General features: G+C 67.0%; 23 protein-coding genes. 9 read left to right on the plus strand and 14 right to left on the minus strand.

Going from position 1 to position 24,141, the window contains the following annotated elements:
• Nucleotides 1-152: 152 nt before the first annotated feature.
• The 4 genes from I1E95_RS14350 to I1E95_RS14365 are packed head-to-tail and all read right to left on the minus strand — an operon-like array spanning nucleotide 153 to nucleotide 5,996.
• Entirely contained in the window at nucleotides 153-1,604 is a 1,452-nt protein-coding gene (locus I1E95_RS14350; protein ID WP_231594998.1) for an ATP-binding protein, read from the minus strand.
• Nucleotides 1,605-1,645: 41 nt separating this feature from the next.
• Entirely contained in the window at nucleotides 1,646-3,052 is a 1,407-nt protein-coding gene (locus I1E95_RS14355; protein ID WP_197163352.1) for a restriction endonuclease subunit S, read from the minus strand.
• The gene (locus I1E95_RS14360) at nucleotides 3,049-3,855 is read right to left on the minus strand and encodes a TIGR02391 family protein (protein WP_197163354.1); all 807 of its coding nucleotides are present in this window, start codon (nucleotides 3,853-3,855) and stop codon (nucleotides 3,049-3,051) included. The genes I1E95_RS14355 and I1E95_RS14360 overlap by 4 nt, the downstream gene beginning before the upstream one ends.
• Nucleotides 3,855-5,996, minus strand: a complete 2,142-nt coding sequence (locus tag I1E95_RS14365; RefSeq protein WP_197163355.1) for a class I SAM-dependent DNA methyltransferase — start codon at nucleotides 5,994-5,996, stop codon at nucleotides 3,855-3,857. Before I1E95_RS14365 ends, I1E95_RS14360 begins: the two co-directional genes overlap by 1 nt.
• Nucleotides 5,997-6,309: 313 nt before the next feature.
• Between I1E95_RS14365 and I1E95_RS14370 the strand changes: the two genes are divergently transcribed.
• Nucleotides 6,310-6,699: a hypothetical protein gene (locus I1E95_RS14370; RefSeq protein WP_197163357.1), complete on the plus strand. Its 390-nt coding sequence runs from the start codon at nucleotides 6,310-6,312 to the stop codon at nucleotides 6,697-6,699.
• Between the two features lie 19 nt (nucleotides 6,700-6,718).
• On the opposite strand, the gene menB is transcribed toward I1E95_RS14370, so the two are convergent.
• The gene (menB, locus tag I1E95_RS14375) at nucleotides 6,719-7,615 is read right to left on the minus strand and encodes a 1,4-dihydroxy-2-naphthoyl-CoA synthase (protein ID WP_197163359.1); all 897 of its coding nucleotides are present in this window, start codon (nucleotides 7,613-7,615) and stop codon (nucleotides 6,719-6,721) included.
• The gene (gene menD, locus I1E95_RS14380; protein ID WP_231594999.1) at nucleotides 7,612-9,357 is read right to left on the minus strand and encodes a 2-succinyl-5-enolpyruvyl-6-hydroxy-3-cyclohexene-1-carboxylic-acid synthase; all 1,746 of its coding nucleotides are present in this window, start codon (nucleotides 9,355-9,357) and stop codon (nucleotides 7,612-7,614) included. The genes menB and menD overlap by 4 nt, the downstream gene beginning before the upstream one ends.
• Before the next feature lie 113 nt (nucleotides 9,358-9,470).
• Between menD and lepB the strand changes: the two genes are divergently transcribed.
• Nucleotides 9,471-10,076, plus strand: a complete 606-nt coding sequence (lepB, locus tag I1E95_RS14385; protein ID WP_197163361.1) for a signal peptidase I — start codon at nucleotides 9,471-9,473, stop codon at nucleotides 10,074-10,076.
• Nucleotides 10,077-10,129: 53 nt separating this feature from the next.
• Nucleotides 10,130-10,477: a DUF760 domain-containing protein gene (locus I1E95_RS14390; protein ID WP_197163362.1), complete on the plus strand. Its 348-nt coding sequence runs from the start codon at nucleotides 10,130-10,132 to the stop codon at nucleotides 10,475-10,477.
• An 11-nt stretch (nucleotides 10,478-10,488) separates the two neighbouring features.
• Here I1E95_RS14390 and I1E95_RS14395 read toward each other — a convergent pair whose 3' ends face one another.
• The 6 genes from I1E95_RS14395 to I1E95_RS14420 form a co-directional block, all read right to left on the minus strand.
• The gene (locus tag I1E95_RS14395) at nucleotides 10,489-11,667 is read right to left on the minus strand and encodes a DUF4336 domain-containing protein (RefSeq protein ID WP_197163364.1); all 1,179 of its coding nucleotides are present in this window, start codon (nucleotides 11,665-11,667) and stop codon (nucleotides 10,489-10,491) included.
• A complete protein-coding gene (locus I1E95_RS14400) occupies nucleotides 11,664-12,503 on the minus strand; it encodes a metal ABC transporter permease (RefSeq protein ID WP_197163366.1) in 840 nt (279 codons plus the stop codon). Before I1E95_RS14400 ends, I1E95_RS14395 begins: the two co-directional genes overlap by 4 nt.
• Nucleotides 12,503-13,321 (minus strand): metal ABC transporter ATP-binding protein, encoded by an 819-nt coding sequence (locus I1E95_RS14405; protein WP_197163368.1) that lies wholly within the window; start codon nucleotides 13,319-13,321, stop codon nucleotides 12,503-12,505. Before I1E95_RS14405 ends, I1E95_RS14400 begins: the two co-directional genes overlap by 1 nt.
• A gap of 4 nt (nucleotides 13,322-13,325) precedes the next feature.
• Nucleotides 13,326-14,210, minus strand: coding sequence for a metal ABC transporter substrate-binding protein (locus tag I1E95_RS14410; RefSeq protein WP_370594595.1), 885 nt, complete (start codon nucleotides 14,208-14,210; stop codon nucleotides 13,326-13,328).
• A 176-nt stretch (nucleotides 14,211-14,386) separates the two neighbouring features.
• Nucleotides 14,387-15,463: a photosystem II q(b) protein gene (gene psbA, locus I1E95_RS14415; protein WP_197163370.1), complete on the minus strand. Its 1,077-nt coding sequence runs from the start codon at nucleotides 15,461-15,463 to the stop codon at nucleotides 14,387-14,389.
• 212 nt (nucleotides 15,464-15,675) lie between these two features.
• Nucleotides 15,676-17,103 (minus strand): YcjF family protein, encoded by a 1,428-nt coding sequence (locus tag I1E95_RS14420; RefSeq protein ID WP_231594663.1) that lies wholly within the window; start codon nucleotides 17,101-17,103, stop codon nucleotides 15,676-15,678.
• Nucleotides 17,104-17,207: 104 nt separating this feature from the next.
• Here I1E95_RS14420 and I1E95_RS14425 point away from each other — a divergent pair, with 104 nt between their 5' ends.
• The 4 genes from I1E95_RS14425 (at nucleotide 17,208) to I1E95_RS14440 (ending at nucleotide 20,283) form a co-directional block, all read left to right on the plus strand.
• Entirely contained in the window at nucleotides 17,208-17,705 is a 498-nt protein-coding gene (locus I1E95_RS14425) for a hypothetical protein (protein ID WP_197163372.1), read from the plus strand.
• Between the two features lie 44 nt (nucleotides 17,706-17,749).
• Complete coding sequence (locus I1E95_RS14430) at nucleotides 17,750-18,337, plus strand: hypothetical protein (protein WP_197163373.1); 588 nt, start codon at nucleotides 17,750-17,752, stop codon at nucleotides 18,335-18,337.
• Nucleotides 18,334-19,350, plus strand: coding sequence for a tryptophan--tRNA ligase (gene trpS / locus I1E95_RS14435; RefSeq protein ID WP_197163375.1), 1,017 nt, complete (start codon nucleotides 18,334-18,336; stop codon nucleotides 19,348-19,350). The genes I1E95_RS14430 and trpS overlap by 4 nt, the downstream gene beginning before the upstream one ends.
• 276 nt (nucleotides 19,351-19,626) lie before the next feature.
• Nucleotides 19,627-20,283, plus strand: a complete 657-nt coding sequence (locus I1E95_RS14440; RefSeq protein ID WP_370594554.1) for a glycoside hydrolase family 104 protein — start codon at nucleotides 19,627-19,629, stop codon at nucleotides 20,281-20,283.
• A 2-nt stretch (nucleotides 20,284-20,285) separates the two neighbouring features.
• Here I1E95_RS14440 and I1E95_RS14445 read toward each other — a convergent pair whose 3' ends face one another.
• Nucleotides 20,286-20,771, minus strand: a complete 486-nt coding sequence (locus I1E95_RS14445) for a TM2 domain-containing protein (RefSeq protein ID WP_197163379.1) — start codon at nucleotides 20,769-20,771, stop codon at nucleotides 20,286-20,288.
• Nucleotides 20,768-21,142, minus strand: coding sequence for a DUF2605 family protein (locus I1E95_RS14450; RefSeq protein WP_197163381.1), 375 nt, complete (start codon nucleotides 21,140-21,142; stop codon nucleotides 20,768-20,770). Before I1E95_RS14450 ends, I1E95_RS14445 begins: the two co-directional genes overlap by 4 nt.
• Before the next feature lie 163 nt (nucleotides 21,143-21,305).
• Here I1E95_RS14450 and thrS point away from each other — a divergent pair, with 163 nt between their 5' ends.
• Together thrS and I1E95_RS14460 are read left to right on the plus strand one after the other, a co-directional pair.
• The gene (thrS, locus tag I1E95_RS14455; RefSeq protein WP_197167554.1) at nucleotides 21,306-23,090 is read left to right on the plus strand and encodes a threonine--tRNA ligase; all 1,785 of its coding nucleotides are present in this window, start codon (nucleotides 21,306-21,308) and stop codon (nucleotides 23,088-23,090) included.
• Complete coding sequence (locus tag I1E95_RS14460; protein WP_197163382.1) at nucleotides 23,087-24,112, plus strand: glucokinase; 1,026 nt, start codon at nucleotides 23,087-23,089, stop codon at nucleotides 24,110-24,112. Before thrS ends, I1E95_RS14460 begins: the two co-directional genes overlap by 4 nt.
• The last annotated feature ends 29 nt before the right edge of the window (nucleotides 24,113-24,141 follow it).

Below are 24,141 nucleotides of genomic sequence, written 5' to 3' on the forward strand. Positions count from 1 at the left end.
CCTTTTCGGTGGTGTCGGTGGTCATGGGGGCGCCTCGATCACGTACCCGTCACGTAGGGATGATGCGGCAAAAGGATTGCAGCGCCGGGGATTCCGGGCTGCGGAGGGGACCCGGGCACTTCTCCTGATCAAGTACCCATCAAGTGGCAGGGTCATGGCTGCCCATGGGGGCCAGCAGCAGCCCAGAACGGCAGGTACCGCATGAGTTTAGGAGCTGCCTCCGGATCGGCCGGCAGGATGGCCCCCGCTTCCACGGCCTCCCGAATCATCCGTGAGACCGCAGCCCGGTTGTGGTCCTCCACGCCAAAACGGGCCCGCAGGGTGGTGTTGGTCATCGCCTTTCGGGTCACGTAGCAAAGGCAGGCGTGGAGATAGCAGGCGCGAATCCGTTCCGCCTTGTCCATGGCGGCAAGCGGCTTGTGGGCGAACAGGACGGAGCGTGTGAAGCCTTCCGGGCTCTCGAACAGCGGCGCCGGCAGCTGGAACACCTCCACCTGGGCCACCACCTTGTCGATGCCGCTGCCCCGTTCCTCGCAGATGCGGAAGCGTCGCATCAGGGAGGCCAGTGCCTCATTGCGGGAGCGTGGCGGGGTGTCCACGAACCGATCGGTATGCACGAGCGGCTCGCCCGGGTTGGTGATTTCAATGCGGTCGTCGAAGATCTCCACCATCGGCCCGGCGCCTGTGATGAAGAAGTCCTGGTGGATGAGGGCATTGGCCACCAGTTCCCGCACGGCCAGCTCCGGGAACATCGGGACAGAGGTCCGCAAGGCCTGCCCGATGATTTCGTTGGACGGCAGCAGGCCGTTGATGAAGCCGATCAGCCCCTCGAACCCACAGGCATAGCCCTTGCCGCCTTCCTGTTCTTTCAGGGTCTGGGTGCGGTCACAGGCGCGGTAGTGGATCACGCGCACCGCCTTGCGGCGCAGGGAGCGAAAGGTATCGAGGCGCTTGGCGAACAGGATGGCGCCGAGATTGGTGATGTCCCAGCCGCCCGCATCGCTCTTGCGGATGAGGCGATCGGCGGCCAAGGCGGCGAGGATCCCCTCACGGTTGTCGGGCAGGGGCAGTTCCAGCAGATCGAAGTAGGCCGGGTAATCAAGCAGCTGAAGTACCTCATCAGCGGTGGCACGATCGATGGCGAGGCCGTCTTCAAACGGGGTCTGATCGAAGATGCGCCACAGGGCCCGTTCCTTCTCTGGGGCACCCTCGAGCCTTTTCTTGTAGCTGCCCACGCGGATGAACTTCTGCTGCTTGAAGCGCACGGGATGCCGAGCTGCCCGTGCAATCTCCAGCACTACCACTGGTTTGCCATCGATGGGCACCTTGAAGAAGCGGAAATCAATCTTGGGCTCCAAGAGCCTCAGCAACCAGCTCTCCAGTTCTTCGTTGCCGAGCTTGGTGGCAAACGGATCGAAGCGGGTTCCCACGATTGCGTGATCGGCGTCGCGCACGCCCCACACCAGATAGGCGAAGGCTTTGCCCTGAAGGGCTGCCGCGTTAGCAAGGGCGGAGATGTACTCGCCGATCTCCTCAGGGTTGTCGTTGTTTTGCTTGAACTCGACCCATTCGGTTTCCTTGGGCAAGGCACAGAGCTCGTGCACCAAGCTGATCAGAAAATCAATGGGCCTTTCGGAGCTCACTTCTAGGGATCCTCTGGTGCAGTATCGAGATCATCAAGAGCGGCTTCCTCGGGATCGCTGATTTCATCCAAGTCATCTAGTAGTTGAGGCTCCTGCTCCTCGTCGGGAAGCTGCGCCGCTGCCTCCCGCACATCGAGCTTGCCGGTAACCACATCAGCGATCAGGCGGGTACGGTATTCGTGTAGAAGATTGATTTCACGCCTAACGCAAGCAACAGCCTGCTCAATACCTGTTGTTGCTTCATCCAAGTAAGCGACGATTACACCCTGCTCGCCATCAGGCGGCAACCCCAGACGGATTCCTCCTACGGTATCGGTATTCAAATTCAGCTGGGTGCCGAGCTTGCCTAGGCGCCCAAAAGGGGCGCCACAGGAGAAAACACGGTACAGGAAATCAGCATTGCCATGATACTGGGGGAAATAGACAAAGCCATCGTGGATACAGCACTTGATCTTGGTAATGATTGGCTTTCCAACTGAGCCTGCAATACTCAGAAGCAAAGCGCCAGGTTGCAGTCGCACGCTCATCGACTCCCCAAGCACAGAGAGCCTCTGAGTAGTCTCTTCAAGATATTTGCGACTTGCCGACACGTCAGCGATGCGAACCCATGCGTACTCGCCACCTTCGTCGAAGTACTTCTGGTCTGCAATGGGTCGCGGAGAAGCCCCTCGTTTGACCAATGAGAGGCTTTTCACCCTCCTAATCTCCCAATGCTCCGGCACATCGCCCAGCCACTCCTCCCCGGAGGGCTTGAGGCGCACGTTGGGATCAAGGCCACCGGTGACGGCGCGGTGGATGATGACCTGCTTCTGCTCCTCCAGCAGCTTGATCAGCGTCTGCTTGGCGCGGATGTAACGGCGGATCTTGCGGTCGGCGTGGTCGAGGAAGCGGACGATGGCGGCTTGTTCTGCAGTTGGAGGGCATGGTGTTTGGATTTGTTTGAACTGCTCCCAATACAACCGATTACGATCCTTGACAATCCCGCGTGAGTAGTTGTCCACCTCGCCCATGTAGGCATCCGTGCGAAAGAGGTAGGCGAAGTAATGCGGCAAGACCCCAGGGAGGGGCCTAGCCACGACATACGCTGGGCTGACCAAGCCATCAACTGGAGCAACTCCAACAGCGCCTTGCCACATACGCATCATGTTGTAGGCCACGTCGCCACATGAAGCTCGCTTGTACTTTGCGCGATCCTCCATGATCTGCTTACGCGACGAGCCCCCGAATTCACGAACTCGAACTCCGGTCTTTAGAGAAACCTCAAGGATGGCTAGATCGGCGAATCCTGTCTCGATTCTCTGGACGAAGAGACTGCCGTTGCGACAAACTGACCAGCCTGCAGGCAACTCCTCCAGCCAGGGAATGCTGGTGCCCTTCATTTCTGGATAGGGCTTGAGATCGCAAATCATGAGCTCTCGCTCAAGCCTGTGGGCACACATTGATCAAGCTTGCGATGCAGGAGAGAGATCAGGGAAAGGTAGTCGGCCGCATCATCCTCTCCTTCCCACATAATCTTCGGTTCATGGGCCAAGGGATTGCGAACGGCCGCGAAGCAGCCCTTCAGCAGGGCTGAATATCCTTTGTGCTCACTCTTCTCGGTTTCGGTCTTCAGTGTGTTCAGGGCTAGCAAGGGACGTTCGATTGAAAACACACGATCGATCAGCTTGGGTCCGTCCGCTTGAACTCCCGTCATATCGCGAATCCGCTGGGCGAGGCCTTTACTGGCTTCAAAGACAGCGTGGAAATAGTTGTCCTGCATCAACTCGGAGCGACAATACTTTACAACCTCAGGATGAATACGCCGGCCTTGGAACTTCGAGCGAATTGTTCGCACCCGCTGTTCCGCCTCCTCAATCGTTGCGGCAGGTTCAACTCTGCGAAACTGGCCGTCAGCTCCGTACTCCAGCCCAGAGAATGCCAGAATTGTGTTGAGCTCCTGCCGGTGCGCTTCAAACTCTTCACTTCGCCCAACGAATCGTGCTGGTATCAGGCAAGCTCTAATGAAGTCAACGATCTGATTGGCGCAGCCGTGACGCCTCTGGGAATCCAAGAACACTGAGTAGATTCTGCGCCACTTGGTGGATTGTCCAGAATTATCGGTCAAGCCGCGATCCAGAAAGATGCGGCTGATGTCCGACCCTGAGCCGCACTCTCCGAGTAACTTTGCTATCGCTTCGATCTGCCCTTCTGGGAATGAAGGTACGGGAGTCATCACACATGGCCTCCTATGAGCTCGCCTAATAGCCCCTCCGTCTCCTTCTCCAGCGCCAGGATCTCCGCCCGAATCTCCTCCAGCGACCGCAGCGGCTTGGGCTTGTAGAAGTACCGCGTAAAACTCACCTCATAGCCCGTTTTCACGCTGCCGGGGTCATACCAGGCCTTGGAGGCATAGGGCAGCACTTCGCGGGCCAGGAAAGCATCGATGCCGCCCTCCTCCAGCAGTGGCACCTGTTCGGTGTCCCGCAGTTCGGGGTCCGGCTCGTACTGCACTACCCGTTCGCCCTCCTCCAGCTCCACTGGGAAGAACCCCCTCAGGGGATCGGCCGCCTGCTTGCCCGGCTTGAACACTTTGGCGATCACTGGGGCGGCTTTCTCGTTCCGTTCGCCCAGATGGGAAAGCAGCAGCTTGGTTTTCTTGGCCGTCCAGCGCAGCCCCTGCCCCTTGCCTACCCGTTCCGCTAGCTCCAGCCACTGGTTCGCATCTTTGTGGGGGCCCTCCCCCATCACCTCATCCACAGCGTCAACCACACTCTCCAGGCCTGCCTCCCCAGCCTCCACAGCAGCTTCGGCCAGGGCCGCCAGGTGCTCGGCATCGCTGTGGATGGCCAGCCGCAACGGCCGCTCCACCGTCACCTTCCAATAGCCGAACGCCTGGTTCGGGAAGATCTTGCTCTGCTCGGTTTCCTCGAACGCCAGAAACGTGTCGACAATGCGCTGGATGTCGTCGTCTGAGAGTTCGCAGTTCTTTTTGCCGAGGTTCTTGCGCAGGGGCTTGAACCACGTTGTGGCATCGATCAACTGCACACGCCCCTGGCGATGGGGGGGCTTGCGGTTGCTGAGCACCCAGATGTAGGTGGCGATGCCCGTGTTGTAGAACATGTTCAACGGCAGGGCCACGATCGCCTCCAGCCAGTCGTTCTCGATAATCCAGCGGCGGATGTTGCTCTCGCCCTGGCCGGCATCACCGGTGAACAGCGAGCTGCCGTTGTGAACTTCGGCGATGCGGCTGCCCAGGGGCGTGCCGCTCTTCATCTTGCTGATCAGGTTGGCCAGGAACAGCATCTGTCCGTCGCTGGAGCGGGTGATCAGCGAATACTCCCCATCGCCATCGTGATCAATCAGAAACCGGGAATCCTTGATGCCGCCCTTGCCGCCCATGCGCTCCAGATCCCCCTTCCAGCTCTTGCCATAGGGCGGATTGGACAGCATGAAGTCGAACTCGCGCGCCGGGAAGGCGTCGTTGGCGAGGGTGGAGTGCTCCGGTCCGCCCACGATGTTGTCGGCCCCGTCGCCCTCGCCCTTGAGCAGCAGATCCGCCTTGCAGATGGCATAGGTTTCGGCGTTGATCTCCTGGCCGTAGAGGTGGGTGGCCACCTGCTTGCCCTGGGCGGTGGCCAGCTCCTTGAGCTCCTCTTCCGCCACGGTGAGCATGCCGCCGGTGCCGCAGGCGCCGTCGTAGAGCAGGTAGGTGCCGGATTCGATCTCGGAAGCGATCGGCACGAAGATCAGCTTGGCCATCAGCTTCACAGCGTCCCGTGGCGTCCAGTGCTCGCCGGCCTCCTCGTTGTTCTCCTCGTTGAAGCGGCGCACCAGCTCCTCGAATACGGTGCCCATGCCGTGGTTGTCGAGGCCGGGGTGCTTCTCACCACCGTTCCCATCGTGAACGGGATTCGGGCTGAGGTTGATGTCGGGTGAGAGGAACTTGCCGATCAGGGTGCCGAGGGCATCGGCTTTCGACAGGCGCGGGATCTGGTTGCGGAACTCGAAGTTCTCCAGGATGTCCTGCACATTCGGCGAGAAGCCATCGAGGTAGGCCTCGAAGTCGGCCCGCAGCTTCTGCTGGCTTGCGCGGGCCTGCAGATCGCGGAGGGTGAATTTGGAAGTGTTGTAGAAGGCCTGGCCTGCCGCCTGACGCAGGGCGGGATCCTGATGGACGATCTGGGCGGCATCCAAGGAGGCCTTCAGGTCGAGCACCGCCTGCTTGGTGGGCTCGAGCACCGCATCCAGCCGACGCAGCACCGTCATCGGCAGGATCACGTCGCGGTACTTGCCGCGCACGTACAGATCCCGGAGCACGTCGTCGGCGATGCCCCAGATGAAGTTGGCGATCCAGTTGAGCTGGCCCTGTTCCATGTCCCTCTGTGACTGCCGGTTGTCCGGCCTTCAGGCCCAAGGATGCCCGACGATTTGACATCGCGTTGTGGTTTGCAACGTCTTCGCAGCGACCCTCAGGGCTACCAGGCTGAATTCCCGATGTCAGGGTCGCACTTCTCTAGGAAGGCGTTGCCGCCCGCCAGCTCCAGCAGGCCGGCCAGGCCATCGGGGTCGGCGTGAAGGAGGTCTTGAGGTAACGGATCGCCGTGGGCTGTACTGGTCCGCCTGGAGAACAGCGTGCCTGGCGTGGCTCCAGGGGCCACTGTGTCAGGGCCTTCCGCTGCTCAATCCCATGGCTGCCGCTCCCTATCTGATCGCCCTGGCCCTGCTGGAGCAGGGGGGGCAACGGGCGATGCCACTGCAGGGGAGATCGTTGCCTGAGCCCGTGCCGGCCGATGGTGATCCGGGTGATGTCGGCCGGCAGCAGGCCCTCGAGCTACTGGTGAGGGTGTGGCAGCGCAGTGAGGAGGGTGCGCTGCGCCGGGCGGCTGGCGAGCACAGCCTGCTGCTGCTGGAGTTGCCGATCGAGTCTCTGCAGGAGACCTTGCCCGCCCTCAAGGCCCAGTGGATCGCCACTGGCGACAGCACCCTCTTTCTGAAACGGCTCAAGGAGCTGGCGGGCGGTCTCTGGATCCTGGGCCTGGAGCGCCGTGAGCCGCTCTGCTTCCGGCGGCTTCAGTAGGTGCGCCAGCCCAGTGGCGTCAGGGCAACCAGGGGGAATCACTGAAGTCGGGATCACGCTTCTCCAGGAAGGCGTTGCGCCCCTCCTGACCCTCGGCGGTTCGATAGAAGAGGTGGGTGGCCTGGCCCGCCAGCTCCTGGATGCCAGCCAGGCCATCGGTTTCGGCGTTGAAGGAGGCCTTGAGGCAACGGATCGCCGTGGGGCTGTGCTGCAGCACCTCCCGGGCCCAGCGCACTCCCTCCGCCTCCAGCTTCTGCAGCGGCACCACCGCGTTCACCAGGCCCATCGCCAGGGCCTCCTCGGCGTTGTAGCGGCGGCAGAGGAACCAGATCTCCCGGGCCTTGCGCTGGCCCACCAGGCGTGCCAGATAACCGGCGCCGAAGCCGCCATCGAAGCTGCCCACCCGCGGACCCGTCTGGCCGAAGACAGCGTTTTCCGCGGCCAGGCTGAGGTCGCAGAGCAGATGCAGCACCTGGCCGCCGCCGATGGCGTAGCCCGCCACCAGGGCGATCACCACCTTGGGCAGAGAACGGATCTGGCGCTGCAGATCGAGCACGTTCAGGCGGGGGAGCCCGCTTTCATCGAGGTAGCCGCCATCGCCGCGAACGCTCTGGTCACCGCCGGCGCAGAAGGCGTAGCCCCCGTCGGCCGCCGGGCCCACGCCGGTGAACAGCACAACCCCCACCCGCGGGTTGTCGCGTACCCGGCTGAAAGCGTCGTAGAGCTCCACCACCGTGCGCGGGCGGAAGGCGTTGCGTTTGGACGGACGGTTGATGGCGATCCGGGCGATCCCCTCCCCACAGAGGTCGAAGCGGATGTCCTCGTAGCTGGCGGCCGAGCTCCAGTGCACGAGGCTCTCCCCTGGCAGCACCGGGCCGGGGCTTGGGGCATCAGCCGGGTTGGGATCGACGCTCATCGCGGCGGGGCCTGGGAAGGTGTCATTCTGAGCCGCGGGCGCGGACAGTCCTGGCGCAGGCGCTGGCGCAACAGGGCATCGGCCCGGCGGTCGGTCCTCACCTCCAGCAGGGCCACCGGCTGCTCCAGGGCCCAGTCCAGGGCCCCCTCCAGCTCGGTCAGGGCCGCCACCCGCCGCCAGGGCACGCCATGGGCGGCGGCCAGGGAGGTGTGATCCAGGGGCTGGCCCATGGCGAAGAGGCGTTCGAAATCCAGGCCTGCCGTCGCCCGGATCGGCAGCTGCTCGAAGATGCCGCCTCCTCCGTTCTCGATCAGTACCACGGTGAGCCGGCCCCGCAGCTGGTGGTGCCAGAGCCAGCCGTTGGAGTCGTGGAGCAGGGCCAGATCTCCGCTGAGCAGCACCAGCCCTCCGAGGCTCTCCGCCAGCCCGGCCGCCAGCGACAGCGTGCCGTCGATGCCCGAAGCCCCGCGGAAGCCATGGACGGGCCTGGCGGGGCCGCTGGGATCGGCGAAGCTCTCCCAGTCGCGCACGGGGCTGCTGCTGGCCAGCATCACCGCCAGACCAGGCGGCAGGAGCTGACTCAGGGCCCGGGCCAGGCTGGGTTCATCGGGCCGGTGGCTGGCTCCCTCGTGGGTCAGCTGGGTGTTCAGCCAGCCCTGGGTGCCGCCCTCGGCGGCCTGCCACAGCGTCAGGACCTCCTGGTTGGCCGTGAGCCCGGGCCCTCCCTGCCAGAACGAGACCGGCAGGGCCTGGCACCAGGTCGAGAAGCCGTGGCCGCAGCTGGCCTGGACCGTGCCCAGGGGATCGAGCGGGCGTGGATCCCCCTCGCTGATCAGCACCTGATGGCCGCCGCAGGCCGCCAGCCAGCGCTGCAGCCTCCGGCTGGCGGGCAGGGGACCCAGCCTCAGCACCTGGGGGGGGGCCAGAGCGGGGTCGGGGTCCTCGAGGACCAGGTCATAGCCAGCCACCAGGTCCAGACCGGCCTGGCCCCTGAGACCGGAGAGACCATCGGCCAGCAGCGGCCAGCCACAGCGCTGCTGCCAGCGCTGCAGAGCCGCCACGAAGGCGGGCCACTGGTCGGGGCTGCCCCGCCACGGCCCCGCCACGATCACCCCGGGGCGATCGGGATCCAGGCCCAGCGGATCGCCTCCGGCCGTGGCCGCGCCGCCGCCATCGCCATGGCCGGGCACCTCGGTGGCCGCGGCCATGGCGCCGAACTCCCGGGCCAGACGCTGCAGCGCCTCCGCTCCGGCATGGAGCGGTTCGTCGAAGGGCAGGTTCAGATGCACCGGTCCCATCGGTGCGCTCAGGGCCATCCGACAGGCCCTGCGGGCCAGGGCCTGCAGGGCAGGGCGAGCCATCGCGGCCAGGCCCCGGCTGTCCCCCTGCGCGGACCAGCGGCAGCAGGGGGCGAGGAACTCCTCCTGGTTCACGGTCTGGTTGGCGCCGCAGTTCTTCAGCCGCTGCGGTCGGTCGGCGCTCAGCAGCAGCAGCGGAATCGTGCCGCTGTCGGCCTCCACCACGGCTGGCAGCAGGTTGGCCACGGCAGTGCCGGAGGTGGTGATCACCACGGTGGGTGTGCCCTCGGCCCTGGCCAGGCCCAGGGCGAAGAACCCCGCCGATCGCTCGTCGATGGCCGTGTGCAGTTTCAGTCCCCGCTGGAGCAGCAACCCGGCCGCCGCCGCCAGAGGCCCCGAACGGCTGCCCGGACAGAGCACCACCCGCTCCACCCCCCGGGCCATCAGCTCCAGCAGCAGGTCCACCGCCGCCCTGAGGTTGGCCTCAGCCCGATCAGCCTGCCGCTGGGGCAGCTCCTGGCTCACTGGGTCCGCCACCGCTTCAGGATGGAGCGATCATGCCCAATCCTCCTCTGTCCCCTTCGGCCACGACCCCATCCGGTGCCAGCCGCCGCTGGGGGGTGGCCCGCCAGCTGATTCCCCTGCTGCTCTGGGTGGGGGTGGCCCTGCTGCTGCGCTGGCAGGTGATGGAACCCCGCTGGATCCCCTCGGGCTCGATGCTGCCCACGCTGCAGCTCGAGGACCGGATCCTGGTGGAGAAGCTCAGGCCCCGGCTGGTTCCGGTCCTGCCGCGCGGAGCGATCGTCGTGTTCCGTCCGCCCGATCCCCTGCTCGCCGCCGGCTACGACCCCCGGGCCGCATTGATCAAGCGGGTCGTGGGGGTGCCCGGCGATGTGATCGAAGTGGCGGGTGGTGACCTGCTCCGCAATGGCGCCCCGGTACGTGAGCCCTGGCGGCGCGAGCCGATGAACTATGAGCTCCCGCCTCTGACCGTACCGGCGGGTCACCTGCTGGTGATGGGGGATAACCGCAATGCCAGCCTCGACTCGCACCTCTGGGGCCCCCTGCCGGCCGACCATGTGATCGGCACCGCCGTGTTCCGTTACTGGCCCCTGCGGCATCTCGGCCCGATACGGTTCTCACCCACGGCGGGGAGAGGTTGATCTGAAACTCTGCGTTAGGGTTCCTAACCAGAAACGGATCACGCCGGAGGGGCATGTTCAACCCGGAGTTCCTGACCACCGACAGCGAAGCGATCAGCGGGAATTCCCTGATTCAGTACCTGCAGGACCAGTCACCCGATGTGCTTCAGCGGGTGGCCCGCTCCGCCAGCGGTGACATCCAGGACATCATTCGCCACAACGTCCAGGGATTGCTGGGGATGCTTCCCGGTGAGCAGTTCGAAGTGAAGATTCAGACCAGCCGCGACAACCTCGCCGGTCTGCTCGCTTCCGCGATGATGACCGGCTATTTCCTGCGCCAGATGGAGCAGAGGATGGAGCTGGAAACCACCCTCTTCGGCGAGGGCGGTCTCGACGCCGATCCCGGCGAACTCAGGCTCTGAGTCCCTCGGGGTCAGGCCCCTGGTTCGCTGGGCACGACGCCCCAGCGCACCAGGGCCCGATCGATCCCCGCCAGATAGGCCCAGGAGCCCTCGGACGCCGCCCAGGGCCGGTCTCTGATCGACCTCGCCAGGGCCATCAGATCGTCGCCGGTGCAGGCCACGGGGGCCTCGTAGTGGGCGGGCACCAGCCAGCGAATCTGCTGCAGCGCGGCGAGGCTCTCCAGCCAGGTCAGCAGGGCCTCGCGGCAACGGGGGAACACCAGCCGCTCCAGCACCGGTGCCACCTGCAGGCGAGGTTCGCCGCGGGGGCTCAGAAGGGCCTTGAACTCCTCCTCCCAGCCGGGTGACCAGCGGAAGGGGTACAGGCCGAAATAGGTCCTGGGCCGGCGCAGGCCGGGCTTGAGCGCCTGACTGAGAACCTCCATCAGACCGGCAACCTCCAGCGACCCGGGGCGCAGGTAGGAGGCGAACAGCACGGTGCGCCACCAGCCGATCCGCCGGTGCTCAGGGGTGTCGATCAAGGGCTGATCGCCCCGGTCGCGGCCATGAAAGAGCAGCGGCGTGGGATCGGCCTCGAACAGCTGGGGGGGCTCCGGCGCAATCGCCACCAGGGCATCGGTGACCAGCAGGGCTCCACTGGCCCGGTGCAGGCAGGCCACCTCCAGAAAGGTGCCGGTCCCCAGGTCGAGGGGACCGAGCGGATGCCAGCTGAGCTCGTCGCCATGGGGCAGCCCATCCTCCAGGAGCACCCGGGTGCGGGAGCGGGGAAACCCCAGCCAGGGGAGCGGCAGGGACAGCGGAAAGCTCCATTGCTGCGGGCTCACCCAGACCTCGGCTGCGGGGAAGGCCCGGGCCATGGCCGGGACCGGCAGCTTGTGCTCCAGACCGGAGCTGGTGGGCAGCACGATCGTGCGCACCGGTCCGTAGCGATGCTCCAGGGCGCGCAGCTCCTCCAGCACCTCCTCGGTGGGGGGCACCGGCGCATGCAGCAGCAGCCCCCCGCTCAGACGCAGCACCGTCATCCGGATCGGGACCGCCACATGGAAGATCCCCTGCAGCTGCTCGAAGCTCCAGACCTGTGCGGGGATGAGCGTGCGCACCAGGGTGCGGCGGCAGCCGTAGGGGTAGAGGGGAAGAAGGGGCCACCAGGGCCAGCGCTGACTGGGGCGTCGCTGCTCCACCGGCGTCAACGGCGCTGCTGGGCCAGCAGCCCGTGGCGGGGGGCAAACAGGAAACTGAGCAGAAACAGTCCCGTCTGCACCAGCACGATGCAGCCCGCCGTGGAGGCATCCATCCAGTAGCTCCAGTAGATGCCCAGCACGCTGGAGAGCACGGCCGAGCCGATCGCGATCCAGGTCATGCGGTCGAAGCGGTCGGTGAGCAGGTAGGCCGTGGCGCCCGGCGTCACCAGCATCGCCACCACCAGGATGATGCCCACGGTCTGCAGACCGGCCACCGCCGCCAGGGACAGCACCGAGAGCAGCAGGTAATGCAGGAATCCGGTGTTCACGCCGATCGAGCGGGCGTGGGTGGGATCGAAGCAGAACAGGATCAGGTCGCGGCGGAACAGCAGCAGCAGCACCAGCACCAGCAGGCTGATGAGCACGGTCTGGCGGATGTCATCGCCGCTGATTCCCAGCACGTTGCCGAAGAGGATGTGGGTGAGATCGATGGTGCTGCGCACCTTCGAGATCAGCGTCAGACCGAGCGCGAAGAATCCGGTGAACACCAGGCCGATCACGGTGTCTTCCTTGATCCGGGTCATCTGTTTGATGTAGCCGATCACCGCCACCGAGCCCACCCCGAACACGAAGGCCCCCAGGGCGAAGGGCAGGTTGAGCGCATAGGCGATCACCACTCCCGGCATCACCGCGTGCGAGACCGCATCCCCCATCAGGGCCCAGCCCTTGAGGGTCATGAAGCAGGAGAGCAGTCCACAGACGCCCGCCACCAGGGCACTCACCAGCAGCGCCCGCACCATGAAGTCGTGGCGCAGGGGCTCCAGCAGCCAGCTCAGGGGATCCATCAGGGCTCGCTCCGCCAGGGGTCGTGTCCCGGCTGGGGGCCCGGTTCGAGACCCGGGCTGGTGAGCAACTGGGCGGGGCTGCCGCCGAAGGTGCGCGCCAGGTTCTCCTCGGTGAACACCTCGGAGGTGTCGCCGTAGGCCAGAACGGTCTTGTTGATCAGCACCACCTCATCGCAGAAGCCGGTGACGTGGGAGAGGTCGTGGGTGGAGATCAGCAGGGTGCGGCCCTCGGCGCGGAACTGCTGGAACAACTCGATCATCAACCGCTCGGTGCGGATGTCGACGCCGGCGAAGGGCTCATCGAGCAGCAGCACGGAGGCGCCCTGGGCCAGGGCCCGCGCCAGGAAGGCCCGCTTGCGCTGACCGCCGGAGAGTTCACCGATCTGGCGGTGGCGCAGGGGCCAGAGCTCCACCCGCTCCAGGCTCTCGCGCACGGCGCGGTGGTCGTCGCGGCTGGGAATCCTCAGCAGGTTCATGCCGCCGTAGCGACCCATCATCACCACGTTGGCCACGTGGATGGGGAAGTTCCAGTCGACGCTCTCCATCTGGGGGACGTAGGCCACCGCCTGGCGGCGCAGGGCCTGGCGCAAGGGCAGGCCGTTGATGCTGATCTCCCCCTCGGAGGGCCGCACGAAGCCCATCAGGGACTTGAACAGCGTGGATTTGCCGGCGCCGTTGGTGCCCACCAGACCACAGATGATGCCGGCCTTCACCGTCAGAGACACGTCGTGGAGGGCCACCACACCGTGGTAGCTGACGCAGAGGTGGCTGACGCGGATGCGCTCGGCCCTGGGGGCGAGGTCGGGATGGGCGGCCATGCGATCAGCTCCCCTTCAGGCCCTGGATCAGGGTGCGCACGTTGTGGCGTTGCAGCTTCAGCAGGGTCGGCGCCTCACCCTGGGGGCCGGAGAGCGAGTCGACATAGAACACGCCTCCGAAGCGGGCGCCCGTCTGCTCGGCCACCTGACGCTGCACCTTGTCGCTGACGGTGCTCTCGCAGAAGACCGCCGGCACCTGACGCTGGCGCACGGTGGCGATCAGCCGCGCCATCCGCTGGGGGGTGACCTGGGACTCGGAATTCACCGGCCAGAGGTAGGCCTCATCGAGGCCGTAGTCCTTCGCCAGGTAGGTGAAGGCCCCCTCGCAGCTGGCCAGCACCCGCCTGGGCGCGGGGATCGTGGCCAGCTCGCGGCGCAGCTCCAGGTCGAGGGCCCGGAGCTGGTCCTTGTAGGCCTGGGCGCGGCGGCGGTACTCCTCGGCGTTGGCCGGATCCAGCTCGCTGAACGCCCGGCGGATGTTCTCCACGTAGATCTCAGCGAGGCGGGGGGACATCCAGGCATGGGGATTGGGTTTCCCCCGGTACGCATCTTCGGTGATCGGCAGGGGCGTGATCCCCGCGGTGAGGGTGGACCGCTTCAGGTTCGGCATCCCGGCCAGGAAGCGCTCGCTCCAGCGCTCCAGGTTCAGGCCGTTCTCCAGCACGAGCGAGGCCCCCTCGACCCGGCGCAGATCGCTGGGGGTGGGCTCGTAGCCGTGGATCTCCGCCCCCAGCTTGGTGATCGATTCCACCCGCAGGTGATCGCCGGCCACATTGCGGGCCATGTCGGCCAGCACCGTGAAGGTGGTGATCACCAGGGGACGCTCCTCGGCCACCGGGCCTGAGCCGCGACAACCCGCCAGGACCGGCAGCACCAGGATGGCGAGCAGCCAGCCCACCCTCCCGGCGGGACGGTGCCGGCGTGGGCTCCTGGTCTCTGCACCGATCCGAGTCGTCAAACACCGTTCTCGTCAGCGAATGAATCTAGGAGCCCAGGCAGCAAAAAGCCCCCGCGGAGGCAGGGGCTGAGGGGATCCAGGCGGCGGCCGCGAGGGGCCGGCCGGGATCAGCCGATGGCGGGGGCGGTCAGTGCGACCGGCACGATCTCGCTGGCGGCCAGATCCAGCGGGAAGTTGTGAGCGTTGCGCTCGTGCATCACCTCGAAACCGAGGTTGGCGCGGTTGAGCACGTCGGCCCAGGTGTTGAGCACCCGGCCCTGGGAATCCAGGATCGACTGGTTGAAGTTGAAGCCGTTCAGGTTGAAGGCCATCGTGCTCACGCCCAGGGCGGTGAACCAGATGCCGACGACGGGCCAGGCAGCCAGGAAGAAGTGCAGGCTGCGGCTGTTGTTGAAGGAGGCGTACTGGAAGATCAGGCGACCGAAGTAACCGTGGGCAGCCACGATGTTGTAGGTCTCCTCTTCCTGACCGAACTTGTAGCCGTAGTTCTGGCTCTCGCTCTCGGTGGTCTCACGCACCAGGGAGGAGGTCACCAGGGAGCCGTGCATGGCGGAGAACAGGGAGCCGCCGAACACACCCGCCACACCCAGCATGTGGAAGGGGTGCATCAGGATGTTGTGCTCAGCCTGGAACACCAGCATGAAGTTGAAGGTGCCGGAGATGCCGAGGGGCATGCCGTCGGAGAAGGAACCCTGACCGAAGGGGTAGATCAGGAACACGGCGAAGGCGGCCGAGAGGGGCGCCGAGTAGGCGACGCAGATCCAGGGACGCATGCCCAGGCGGTAGGAGAGCTCCCACTGGCGGCCCATGTAGCAGGCGATGCCGATCAGGAAGTGGAAGACCACCAGCTGGTAAGGACCGCCGTTGTACAGCCACTCGTCGAGGCTGGCGGCTTCCCAGATGGGATAGAAGTGCAGGCCGATGGCGTTGCTCGAAGGAACAACGGCGCCGGAGATGATGTTGTTGCCGTACAGGAACGAACCTGCGACCGGTTCCCGGATGCCGTCGATGTCGACGGGGGGAGCGGCGATGAAGGCAATGATGAAGCAGATGGTGGCTGACAGGAGGCAGGGAATCATCAGCACACCGAACCAACCGACATAGATGCGGTTGTCGGTGGAGGTGACCCACTGACAGAAGTTTTCCCAGTTGCCAGCGCGTCCGCTGCGAACGGCCGTGGTCATTGGAGGAATGAGGACGGGATGGACTCGCCCAGGGATTCAGACCCGGATCAGGCTCAAGAGGCCGACCCTGGACCTGGACATGGTGGGCGCCATTTGACGCTAGGGAATGCCCCCGATCTGGCCAGGGAAAATCTCGAAACGTTTCGTGTCTACAGGGAACTTCATGAACGACTTCATCAAGTCTTCATGAAGAAGTTGTTCGGTGCTTGGGGTCAGCCGGCGGCCTCGAGTCCAGGCGTCCCCTGGCTGCGCCACCAGGCCTGGCCCTGGCTGAGGAATCCCTTCCAGTCCAGCCGCTCCGCCTCGGCGGCCCTGGCCACCAGCAGAGGGGCCTGTTGGCGCAGCATCTGCAGATCCGGTTCGGGCACCCCGCTGGAGAGGGCGAGCACATCGGCCATGGCATGGGCCACCACCCGGGTCAGGTAGGCGGCGCTGAGGGCCTGCAGCGCACCACCCACCAGCCAGGTGGTTCCCTCCAGGCGCATGGCCGAGAGCAGGGCCTGGCTGGTCCACTCGGTCACGCCCAGGGCCAGCGCCGCCTTGGCCAGCTCAGTGGCGGCCTCGCGCAGCTGAGCCAGCTGCCAGGGGCAATCCCAGAGCTCGGCCATCTCCCTGAGCATCAGGCCGTTGGCCACCGCCAGCACCAGCAGATCGACGCTGGGCATCGGGGCCGCGAACACCCCCGCGGCCACCAGCCACTGGGTGCGCCGCACCAGCCCATCGAGACGCCCGCGCCTCAGACTCTCCAGGCTCGTCTGCCACTCCGCGTGCAGGGTCTCGAGGCAGCGCAGCTCGGTCTGCAGCAGCAGGCTCCGCCCGCGGACGCGCAGCAGCCGGCTGCAGGGCTCCAGGGCAGACCCGAGCTGCTCCTCCTCGCCGCTCCAGAGAATCACCTGATCGGCCAGGGTCCCCGGCAGCTGGGCGCGCAACTCCTGGTCCAGCTCCGCCGTCGGCGCCGGCTGGGAGCTCGTGACCAGCAGGGACACGGCCTGACCTGCGGGCAGGGATTCGAGCCAGCGCAGATCCGCGGCCCTCAGGGGGGTCTCCAGGTGAACGAGCAGCAGGTCGCACTGCTGGAACAGCAGGGGCCAACGCCAGTCGGGGCTGTGGCTCGGCAGGGGATGGCCCCAGTGCAGGCAGAGGGGCAGGGGGGCCCTGAGCGCCCGGATCAGTTCCGGCTGCAGGCTCGCGGGCGGCAGGCTGACCCCGGCCAGCCCCACCTGCAGCTGCTGCCGCGGCTGACGGTCGCGCAGCTGCTGCAGGCGCTGGCGCCGGCCCTCCTGCTCGGCGCTGGCGGCGGGATCGTTCTCAGTGGGCTGGAGCTGCTCGAACTGATTCAGCAGCCCTTCGCACCGCTCGATCCAGCCGTTCCAGCTGGAGGGAAGCCTGGGCTGGATCGAGGCCCTGCCGCGGCTGAGCCACCACAGGCCCCCCGCAGCCGCGGCGACCACCACGGCACCGGAGACGCTGCCGTGGAGGCTGTCGCCCAGCAGCAGGCCGCCGGCCAGCACCAGAGCCGCCGGCATCCAGGGCATTCCCGGGCGCCAGCTGTGCGCCCTGGCCCCGGCGTCGCCTGAGCAGGCCTGAGCGGCGCTGAGCTGGGACGCGGCGTTGGCCTTGGGAGCGGCGGGGGTGGTCAAGGGTGGTGCGGCGCTGCCGAAGCAGTGCCTCTCTAGCTCAGCCGCCCACTCCTGCCCAGGCGGCCTGGATCACCCCCACACTGGATGGGTCGAGCGGCCTTGCCATGGTGGAGACGGCCGAGGCCGCCAGTCTGAAGCTCACCCCCCGTCTGGAGCTGGAGCTGGCGCAGCGGCTGCATCACCAGCAGCAGGAGCGGCACTGGCACGGGGGACTGCCGGTGCTGCTGCTGGATCGCTGCTGGCTGCAGCTCCGGGCGGTCCCGGTGGAGCGCCTGACGCTGGAGCTGCCGCCCGATTGCACAGCTGCGGCTCCGGAGCTGGAGGCCTTCCGCCGCTGCTGCCGCGAGGGACTGAGCCCGGAGGCCGCCGAAGCCCACTGCTGGCGGGAGTTCGGCGAGGAGGCCTGTCGGCTGGCCCTGAAACGGCACTGGCAGGCCCAGGAGAGAGGCCATGGGGGTTGGACCCTGCAGATCTATCTGGCCTTCCTTGCCCGGTACCGGCAGTCCTTCTCCGCGGCAGGGCCACGGCCGTTGCCCGTCTTGGTCCTCGCCCGCGCCGGATCAGTTGAACCCCTCCGTCTGCTCTGGCTGGCCGCCCCGTGACCCGTTGATGCGGCACACTTGCCCCCTGATTGAAGGCTCCGGCGATGGCCGACGAGAACACAGCAGCAGTGGCCCGGTCCGAGCAGGACCAGCCCGCCCGTGCAAGGCGCATCGAGTCGGGTCGGGGCAGTGGTGGCGGGGGCGGCGGACGCGAGCGCGAGACCGGCGGCTTTCGCATCCGGCTGAGCGAGAACGAGCTCCGTGCGGCCAATGCCGTTCAGGAAGCCTTCCAGCTCCGCTCCACCGTGGCGGCGCTGGGCTTCTCGATCCGCACCGTGGCCCAGCTTCTGGAGCAGGGCCAGCTCGACGCCCTGCTGGCGGAGCACCGCGCCCAGGGCGGCGCCCCCCGGAACGAAGGCACTCCCCGTGACGGGCAGCGGGCCCGGCGATCCCCCGCCGAGGGCCGTGGCGAGCGGCGCTCCAGCCGTCCGGATCCGTTCGCACGGCCCAGTCGCCCCCAGGCCCCGGCCCCTGAGCCGGAGGCCAACGAGGCCACCGACGCGGTCGAGGCGGTCGAAGCGGTCCAGACTCCGGATCAGGCTCCTGAGCCGGATCAGGCCCTTGAGGTGGTGATCTCGGAGCCGGAGCCGACCGCTGCCCCGTCCGCCGAAGCGGACGAGACGCAACCGTGAGCGGCAGGCCCAGGGTTCTCTCCGGTGTCCAGCCCACAGGTGCTCTTCACCTGGGGAACTGGCTCGGGGCCATCCGCAACTGGGTCAGCCTCCAGGACGACCACGACACGTTCTTCTGTGTGGTCGATCTGCATGCCATCACGGTGCCTCACGATCCGGCGCTGCTGGCCGAGAACACCCGTCGCACCGCCGCGCTCTACCTCGCCAGCGGCATCGATCCCGAGCGCTCCAGCGTCTTCGTGCAGAGCCAGGTCACGGCCCACAGCGAGCTCACCTGGCTGCTGAACTGCGTCACGCCGCTGAACTGGCTCGAGCGGATGATCCAGTTCAAGGAAAAGGCCCGCAAACAGGGCGAGAACGTCTCGGTGGGCCTGCTGGATTACCCCGTGCTGATGGCGGCGGACATCCTGCTCTACGACGCCGATCTGGTGCCGGTGGGCGAAGACCAGAAGCAGCATCTCGAGCTGGCCCGCGACATCGCCCAGCAACGGATCAATGCCCGCTTCGCCCCTGAGGACGAGCCGCTGCTGAAAGTCCCCGAGCCGCTGATCCTCGCCGAGGGCGCACGGGTGATGAGCCTGGCCGATGGGCGCAGCAAGATGAGCAAGAGCGACCCCAACGAGGGCTCGCGCATCAACTTGCTCGATCCCCCCGAGCTGATCACCCGCAAGATCAAGCGGGCCAAGACCGATCCGGTGATGGGGCTGGAGTTCGGCAACCCCGAGCGACCCGAGGCCGACAACCTCCTGGGGCTCTATGCCCTGCTCAGTGGCGTGGGTCGGGAGGCGGCCGCCCGGGAGTGCGCCCCGATGGGCTGGGGCCAGTTCAAGCCCCTGCTGGCGGAGGCGGCCGTTGAGGCTCTGCGCCCCCTGCAGGAGCGCTACGAGGCGATCCGGGCTGAGCCGGGCTACCTCGATCAGGTGCTGCGCCGTGGCCGCGAACGGGCCAGTGTCGTGGCCGAGGCGTCCCTGGAGAGAGTGCGCACGGCCATGGGATTTCTGCCGGCACGCTGATCGCCGGCCAAGGACTGATCAGTGGATCTGATCATTCAGTCCCGCCGAGAGGGCTTGCCGATCCGGCGGTGTGTGGTAGCTCCAGTGCCTGGGCGGCCTGTGCTGGTGGTCGCTCCGGGCCTGGCCGACCTGTCGGGCTGCCTGGAAAGCACGGCAAGGCCCGTTCTGTCCACCCCATCAGGGAGGCGACGCCGGAAGGATGTGACAACCAGCACAGTTTCCGAATCTTTAAGTTTTTGATTCGGCATGGTTGCCAAGGGAGCATCCCGTGGGCCCGTGGAGGCTCTCGGTACCACCGCCCTGCTGCTGGCCCTGCCGGCGCTGATCTCCAGCCGCTACGGCGCTGCGCTGGCCGCTGTGTCACCCGTGCCTCCCTTCCCTCCATCGCCAGCGCTGGCGGCGCCTGCCATCGCCGTCGCCCGGCCCGCCCCGAGGGCCGTCCGCTATCCGCTCACGCGCCAGCGGCGGGCGTTGCTGGCCACGATCCGCTTCGCCGAGGGCACCTGGGCCGGCGGGTCTCCCGACGGCTACCGGACTCTGTACGGCGGCGAGCTGGTGCCCTCTCTGGAGCTTCACCCCGACATCGTCGTGGTGAAGCGCTACGCCAGTGCCGCCGCCGGGGCCTACCAGATGCTGCCGGCCACCTGGAAGGCGGCCAGCAGCCGCCTCGGTCTGCGCGGGTTCGGACCTGCCAACCAGGACCAGGCCGCCCTCTACCTCGTGGATCAGCGTGGTGCCCTCGCGTCGGTTGACCGGGGCCAGCTCTCCGATGACGCCATGGCCCGCCTGGCTGGCGAGTGGGCGTCCTTCCCGCTGCACCATGGCGGCAGCGCCTACGGCCAGCCGGTCAAGAGAGCCGGGGAGCTGCGCCGCTTCTTCGACGCGCAGCTCCGCGGTCAGACCCAGCCAGCGGCCGCGAGCCGGCTGGGCTGATCTCAGGGCTCCCTGTAGACGACCCGCCCCCGTTCGTCGTTGCCGACGTCCAGCAGGTCGTCGTGCATCAGTCGCTGGATTTCCTCCCGCACCCGCTCCCGCGGGGTGTCCCGCGGCAGCTGGCACTCCAGCAGGGCATCGTTGTAGGTGAAGCCGGCGGCGCCGGCGCGCCGGGCCAGGGCCAGCAACTGACGGTCCAGGGGCGGCAGGGCTTCGCCGGGGCCGCCGGCTTCGAGAGCCTCCAGCGCTTCCTGGAGCAGGAGCGGCTGGTTGGCCTGATCCACCAGCTCCGGAATCAGGAACAGATCCACCAGCTGGCCGATGAAGCAGAGGCCGAAGGTGAGCAGCCAGAGGGTGCCGCTCAGCGGCTTGCGGGCATAGAAGCGCTGCAGGCCGCAGACCCCGAAGAGTCCCAGGGCCCAGAGCAGATAGCCGGGGGCCACGTGGCGCCGTTGCTGGCTGATCCCAGGGGCTGACGGACGTTTCAAGGCCTGGGCGCCGGGGGCAGCTCCGGCAGCGCCACCCCGGCCTGGCGCAGCTCCGCCGACAGGTTCCAGACGCTCAGCACCAGGCGGTGCCAGGGGGCCATGGCCTGCATGTCGAGGGCCATGCTCACCGGTGCGGCCGAGCGCAGGGTTCTGGCGGCGATGAGTTCCTTGCGGGCGGTGTCCAGGCGTTCGCTCAGGGTCTTCTGCTCCGCGGCGCTCAGCACGCTCTCCGGGCAGTGCCGGAGCAGCAGCAGCCCCCGATCGAACCAGAAGTCGAAATCCAGCAGCAGGGACTCCAGCAGCTGGTCGAGCAGCTCACCCGCAGCCCCCGACCTGGGGGCCGAATCCGGTCTCGAGGGAAGATCATTCACCCGTCAACCTTAGGAATCCATCGGGCGGCGGGGCCGAATCCGGTGCGTAGGATCGACCCTGGCCTCGCCTGATTCCGTGTCCCCATCCCCGTCGACGCTCCCGGCCTCTGGCCCTGGCCCGAGTCCGGAGCCGGCGGTCACTCAGGCCGGCGAGGCCCCGAGGATGCGCCTGCCCCGCACGAGCGAGAGCCCGGAGCTGCTGCGCATCCGCCATTCCATGAGCCATGTGCTGGCCATGGCGGTGCAGAAGCTCTTCCCCAACGCCCAGGTCACGATCGGTCCCTGGACCGAGACCGGCTTCTACTACGACTTCGACAATCCCGAACCCTTCACGGAGGCCGATCTCAAGGCCATCAAGAAGGAGATGGGCAGGATCATTGCCCGCAAGTTGCCGCTGCAGCGCCTCGAGGTGAGCCGGGAGGAGGCCGAGGCGCGCATCAGGGCCCAGAACGAGCCCTACAAGCTCGAGATCCTGGCGGGGATCCAGGAGCCCATCACCCTCTACACCCTCGGCGACGAGTGGTGGGACCTCTGCGCCGGCCCCCACGTGGCCAACACCAGCGACCTCAATCCGAAGGCCTTCGAGCTCGAGAGCGTGGCCGGTGCCTACTGGCGCGGGGATGAGACCAGGGCCCAGTTGCAGCGCATCTACGGCACGGCCTGGGAGACCCCGGAGCAACTGGCCGAGTACAGGCACCGCAAGCAGGAGGCCCTGCGCCGTGATCACCGCCGCCTCGGCACCGACCTGCAGCTCTTCTCGATCGAGGATGAAGCCGGTGCCGGTCTGGTGTTCTGGCACCCCCGCGGCGCCCGCATGCGCCTGCTCATCGAAGAGTTCTGGCGTCAGGCCCACTTCGCGGCGGGCTACGACCTGCTCTACACACCCCACGTGGCCGACCTGAGCCTCTGGAAAACCTCCGGCCACCTCGACTTCTACAGCGAGAGCATGTTCGGCCCCATGCAGGTGGATGAGCGCCAGTATCAGCTCAAGCCGATGAACTGCCCGTTCCACGTGCTCACCTACGCCAGCACCCTGCGCTCCTACCGCGAACTGCCGATCCGCTGGGCCGAGCTGGGCACGGTGTACCGATACGAACGCCCCGGTGTGATGCATGGGCTGATGCGGGTGCGCGGCTTCACTCAGGACGACGCCCACATCTTCTGCCTGCCCGAGCAGATCGGCGATGAGATCCTCGGGGTTCTGAACCTCACCGAAACGATCCTCTCCAGCTTCGACTTCCACACTTATGAGGTCAATCTCTCCACCCGTCCGGAGAAGTCGATCGGTGAGGATGCCGTCTGGGATCTGGCCACCGCCGGCCTGATCGAGGCCCTGGAGCGCAAGGGCTGGCCCTACAAGGTGGATGAGGGGGGCGGAGCCTTCTACGGCCCCAAGATCGACATCAAGATCGAGGATGCCATCGGCAGGATGTGGCAGTGCTCCACGATTCAGCTTGATTTCAACCTGCCCGAGCGCTTCGATCTGCACTACGTGGCCGCCGACGGCAGCCGCCAGCGGCCGATCATGATTCACCGGGCCATCTTCGGCTCGCTGGAGCGGTTCTTCGGGATCATGGTCGAGAACTATGCCGGCGACTTTCCCTTCTGGCTGGCTCCCGAGCAGGTGCGTCTGCTGCCCGTCACCGACGAGGTGATTCCCTATGCCGAGCAGGTGCTGGCACAGCTGCGTTCGGCGGGGGTGCGCGCCGCCATCGATCGCAGCGGCGATCGCCTCGGCAAACTGATTCGCCACGGGGAACAGCAGAAGATTCCGGTCCTGGCGGTGATCGGCGCCAAGGAGGCCGAGCAGGGCAGCGTCAGCCTGCGCTCCCGCCGCGACGGTGACCTCGGCAGCGTCGAGACCCCGGTGCTGGTGGCAGCCGCCAGGACCGCCAGTGAGACCCGTGCCCCCGGCCTGGGTCTGGAGCCTGCGCCGGCCTGCGGATGACCACCCTGCTGGCCGGTGACATCGGTGGCACCAAGACTCTGCTGGCCACCTACCGGCTGGAGGAGGGCGCACTGGTGCAGCTGCGCTGTGAGCGATTCGCCTCAGCCGCCTGGGACGACTTCTCCGAGCTGGTGCGACGGTTTCTCGCCGCCGGCGGACCCGGATCCGAGGCCCCCGGCCATGGCTGTCTGGCGATTGCCGGGCCCGTCCAGGACGGCCGGGTCCGGCTGACCAACCTGCCCTGGGAACTCGACGAGCTGGAGCTGGCTTCCGCCTGCGGGCTCGAGCGGCTGGAGCTGGTCAACGATTTCGCCGTGCTGATCTACGGGCTGCCGCATCTGGGCGAGTCCCAGCAGGTGCTCGTGCGGCAGGGACTCCTCCAGCCAGGCCCCCTGGCGATCCTCGGGGCCGGCACCGGTCTCGGCGTGGCCGTCGGGGTGCCGGGGCCCCGGGGGCTGATCGCCCTGGCCAGTGAGGCCGCCCACGCTGAATTCGCCCCGCGACAGGAGCGGGAGTGGCGTCTGAAGCAGTGGTTGCTGCGCGACCTGTCCCTGGAGCGGGTCTCGATCGAGCGGATCGTCAGTGGCACCGGCCTGGGCCATGTCTTCCGCTGGTTTCTCCACGAGGCCGGCGTGCCCCATGGACTGGCGCAGGCGGCGGAGAGCTGGGCCCTGGCCGAGCTCCGCGGCGAGGCGGATCGCCCCGATCTGCCGGCCCTGGTGGCTGCCGCCGCCGCCGGTGGTGATCCCCTGGCCGCCGCCGCCCTCGATCTCTGGCTGGGGGCTTATGGCTCCGTGGCGGGTGACCTGGCCCTGCAGAGCCTGTGCCGCGGCGGGCTCTGGCTGGGGGGTGGCACCGCCGCCAAGCTGCTGCCCCAGCTGCGTTCCCCGGCCTTTCTGGCTCCCTTTGCCGCGAAGGGACGGCTGACGCCGGTGCTGGAGCAGATTCCGCTGCGCGCCCTGATCGACCCGGAGGCCGGCCTGTTCAGCGCCGCCTGCCGGGCGCGGATGCTGCTGGCCTGAGGCCGCTCGGGCGGATGGGACACTGTCTC

The sequence above is a fragment of the Synechococcus sp. CBW1107 genome, from assembly GCF_015841355.1.
GTDB lineage: Bacteria > Cyanobacteriota > Cyanobacteriia > PCC-6307 > Cyanobiaceae > Regnicoccus_A.

Bases quoted from the DNA above. Each gene is read 5' to 3' on its own strand.
- I1E95_RS14355 (WP_197163352.1), bottom strand. From the start codon at position 3,052: ATGATTTGCGATCTCAAGCCCTATCCAGAAATGAAGGGCACCAGCATT.
- I1E95_RS14360 (WP_197163354.1), bottom strand. From the start codon at position 3,855: ATGACTCCCGTACCTTCATTCCCAGAAGGGCAGATCGAAGCGATAGCA.
- I1E95_RS14365 (WP_197163355.1), bottom strand. From the start codon at position 5,996: ATGGAACAGGGCCAGCTCAACTGGATCGCCAACTTCATCTGGGGCATC.
- I1E95_RS14370 (WP_197163357.1), top strand. From the start codon at position 6,310: ATGGCTGCCGCTCCCTATCTGATCGCCCTGGCCCTGCTGGAGCAGGGG.
- menB (WP_197163359.1), bottom strand. From the start codon at position 7,615: ATGAGCGTCGATCCCAACCCGGCTGATGCCCCAAGCCCCGGCCCGGTG.
- menD (WP_231594999.1), bottom strand. From the start codon at position 9,357: ATGGCCCGGGGGGTGGAGCGGGTGGTGCTCTGTCCGGGCAGCCGTTCG.
- lepB (WP_197163361.1), top strand. From the start codon at position 9,471: ATGCCCAATCCTCCTCTGTCCCCTTCGGCCACGACCCCATCCGGTGCC.
- I1E95_RS14390 (WP_197163362.1), top strand. From the start codon at position 10,130: ATGTTCAACCCGGAGTTCCTGACCACCGACAGCGAAGCGATCAGCGGG.
- I1E95_RS14400 (WP_197163366.1), bottom strand. From the start codon at position 12,503: ATGGATCCCCTGAGCTGGCTGCTGGAGCCCCTGCGCCACGACTTCATG.
- I1E95_RS14405 (WP_197163368.1), bottom strand. From the start codon at position 13,321: ATGGCCGCCCATCCCGACCTCGCCCCCAGGGCCGAGCGCATCCGCGTC.
- psbA (WP_197163370.1), bottom strand. From the start codon at position 15,463: ATGACCACGGCCGTTCGCAGCGGACGCGCTGGCAACTGGGAAAACTTC.
- I1E95_RS14425 (WP_197163372.1), top strand. From the start codon at position 17,208: ATGGTGGAGACGGCCGAGGCCGCCAGTCTGAAGCTCACCCCCCGTCTG.
- I1E95_RS14430 (WP_197163373.1), top strand. From the start codon at position 17,750: ATGGCCGACGAGAACACAGCAGCAGTGGCCCGGTCCGAGCAGGACCAG.
- thrS (WP_197167554.1), top strand. From the start codon at position 21,306: ATGCGCCTGCCCCGCACGAGCGAGAGCCCGGAGCTGCTGCGCATCCGC.
- I1E95_RS14460 (WP_197163382.1), top strand. From the start codon at position 23,087: ATGACCACCCTGCTGGCCGGTGACATCGGTGGCACCAAGACTCTGCTG.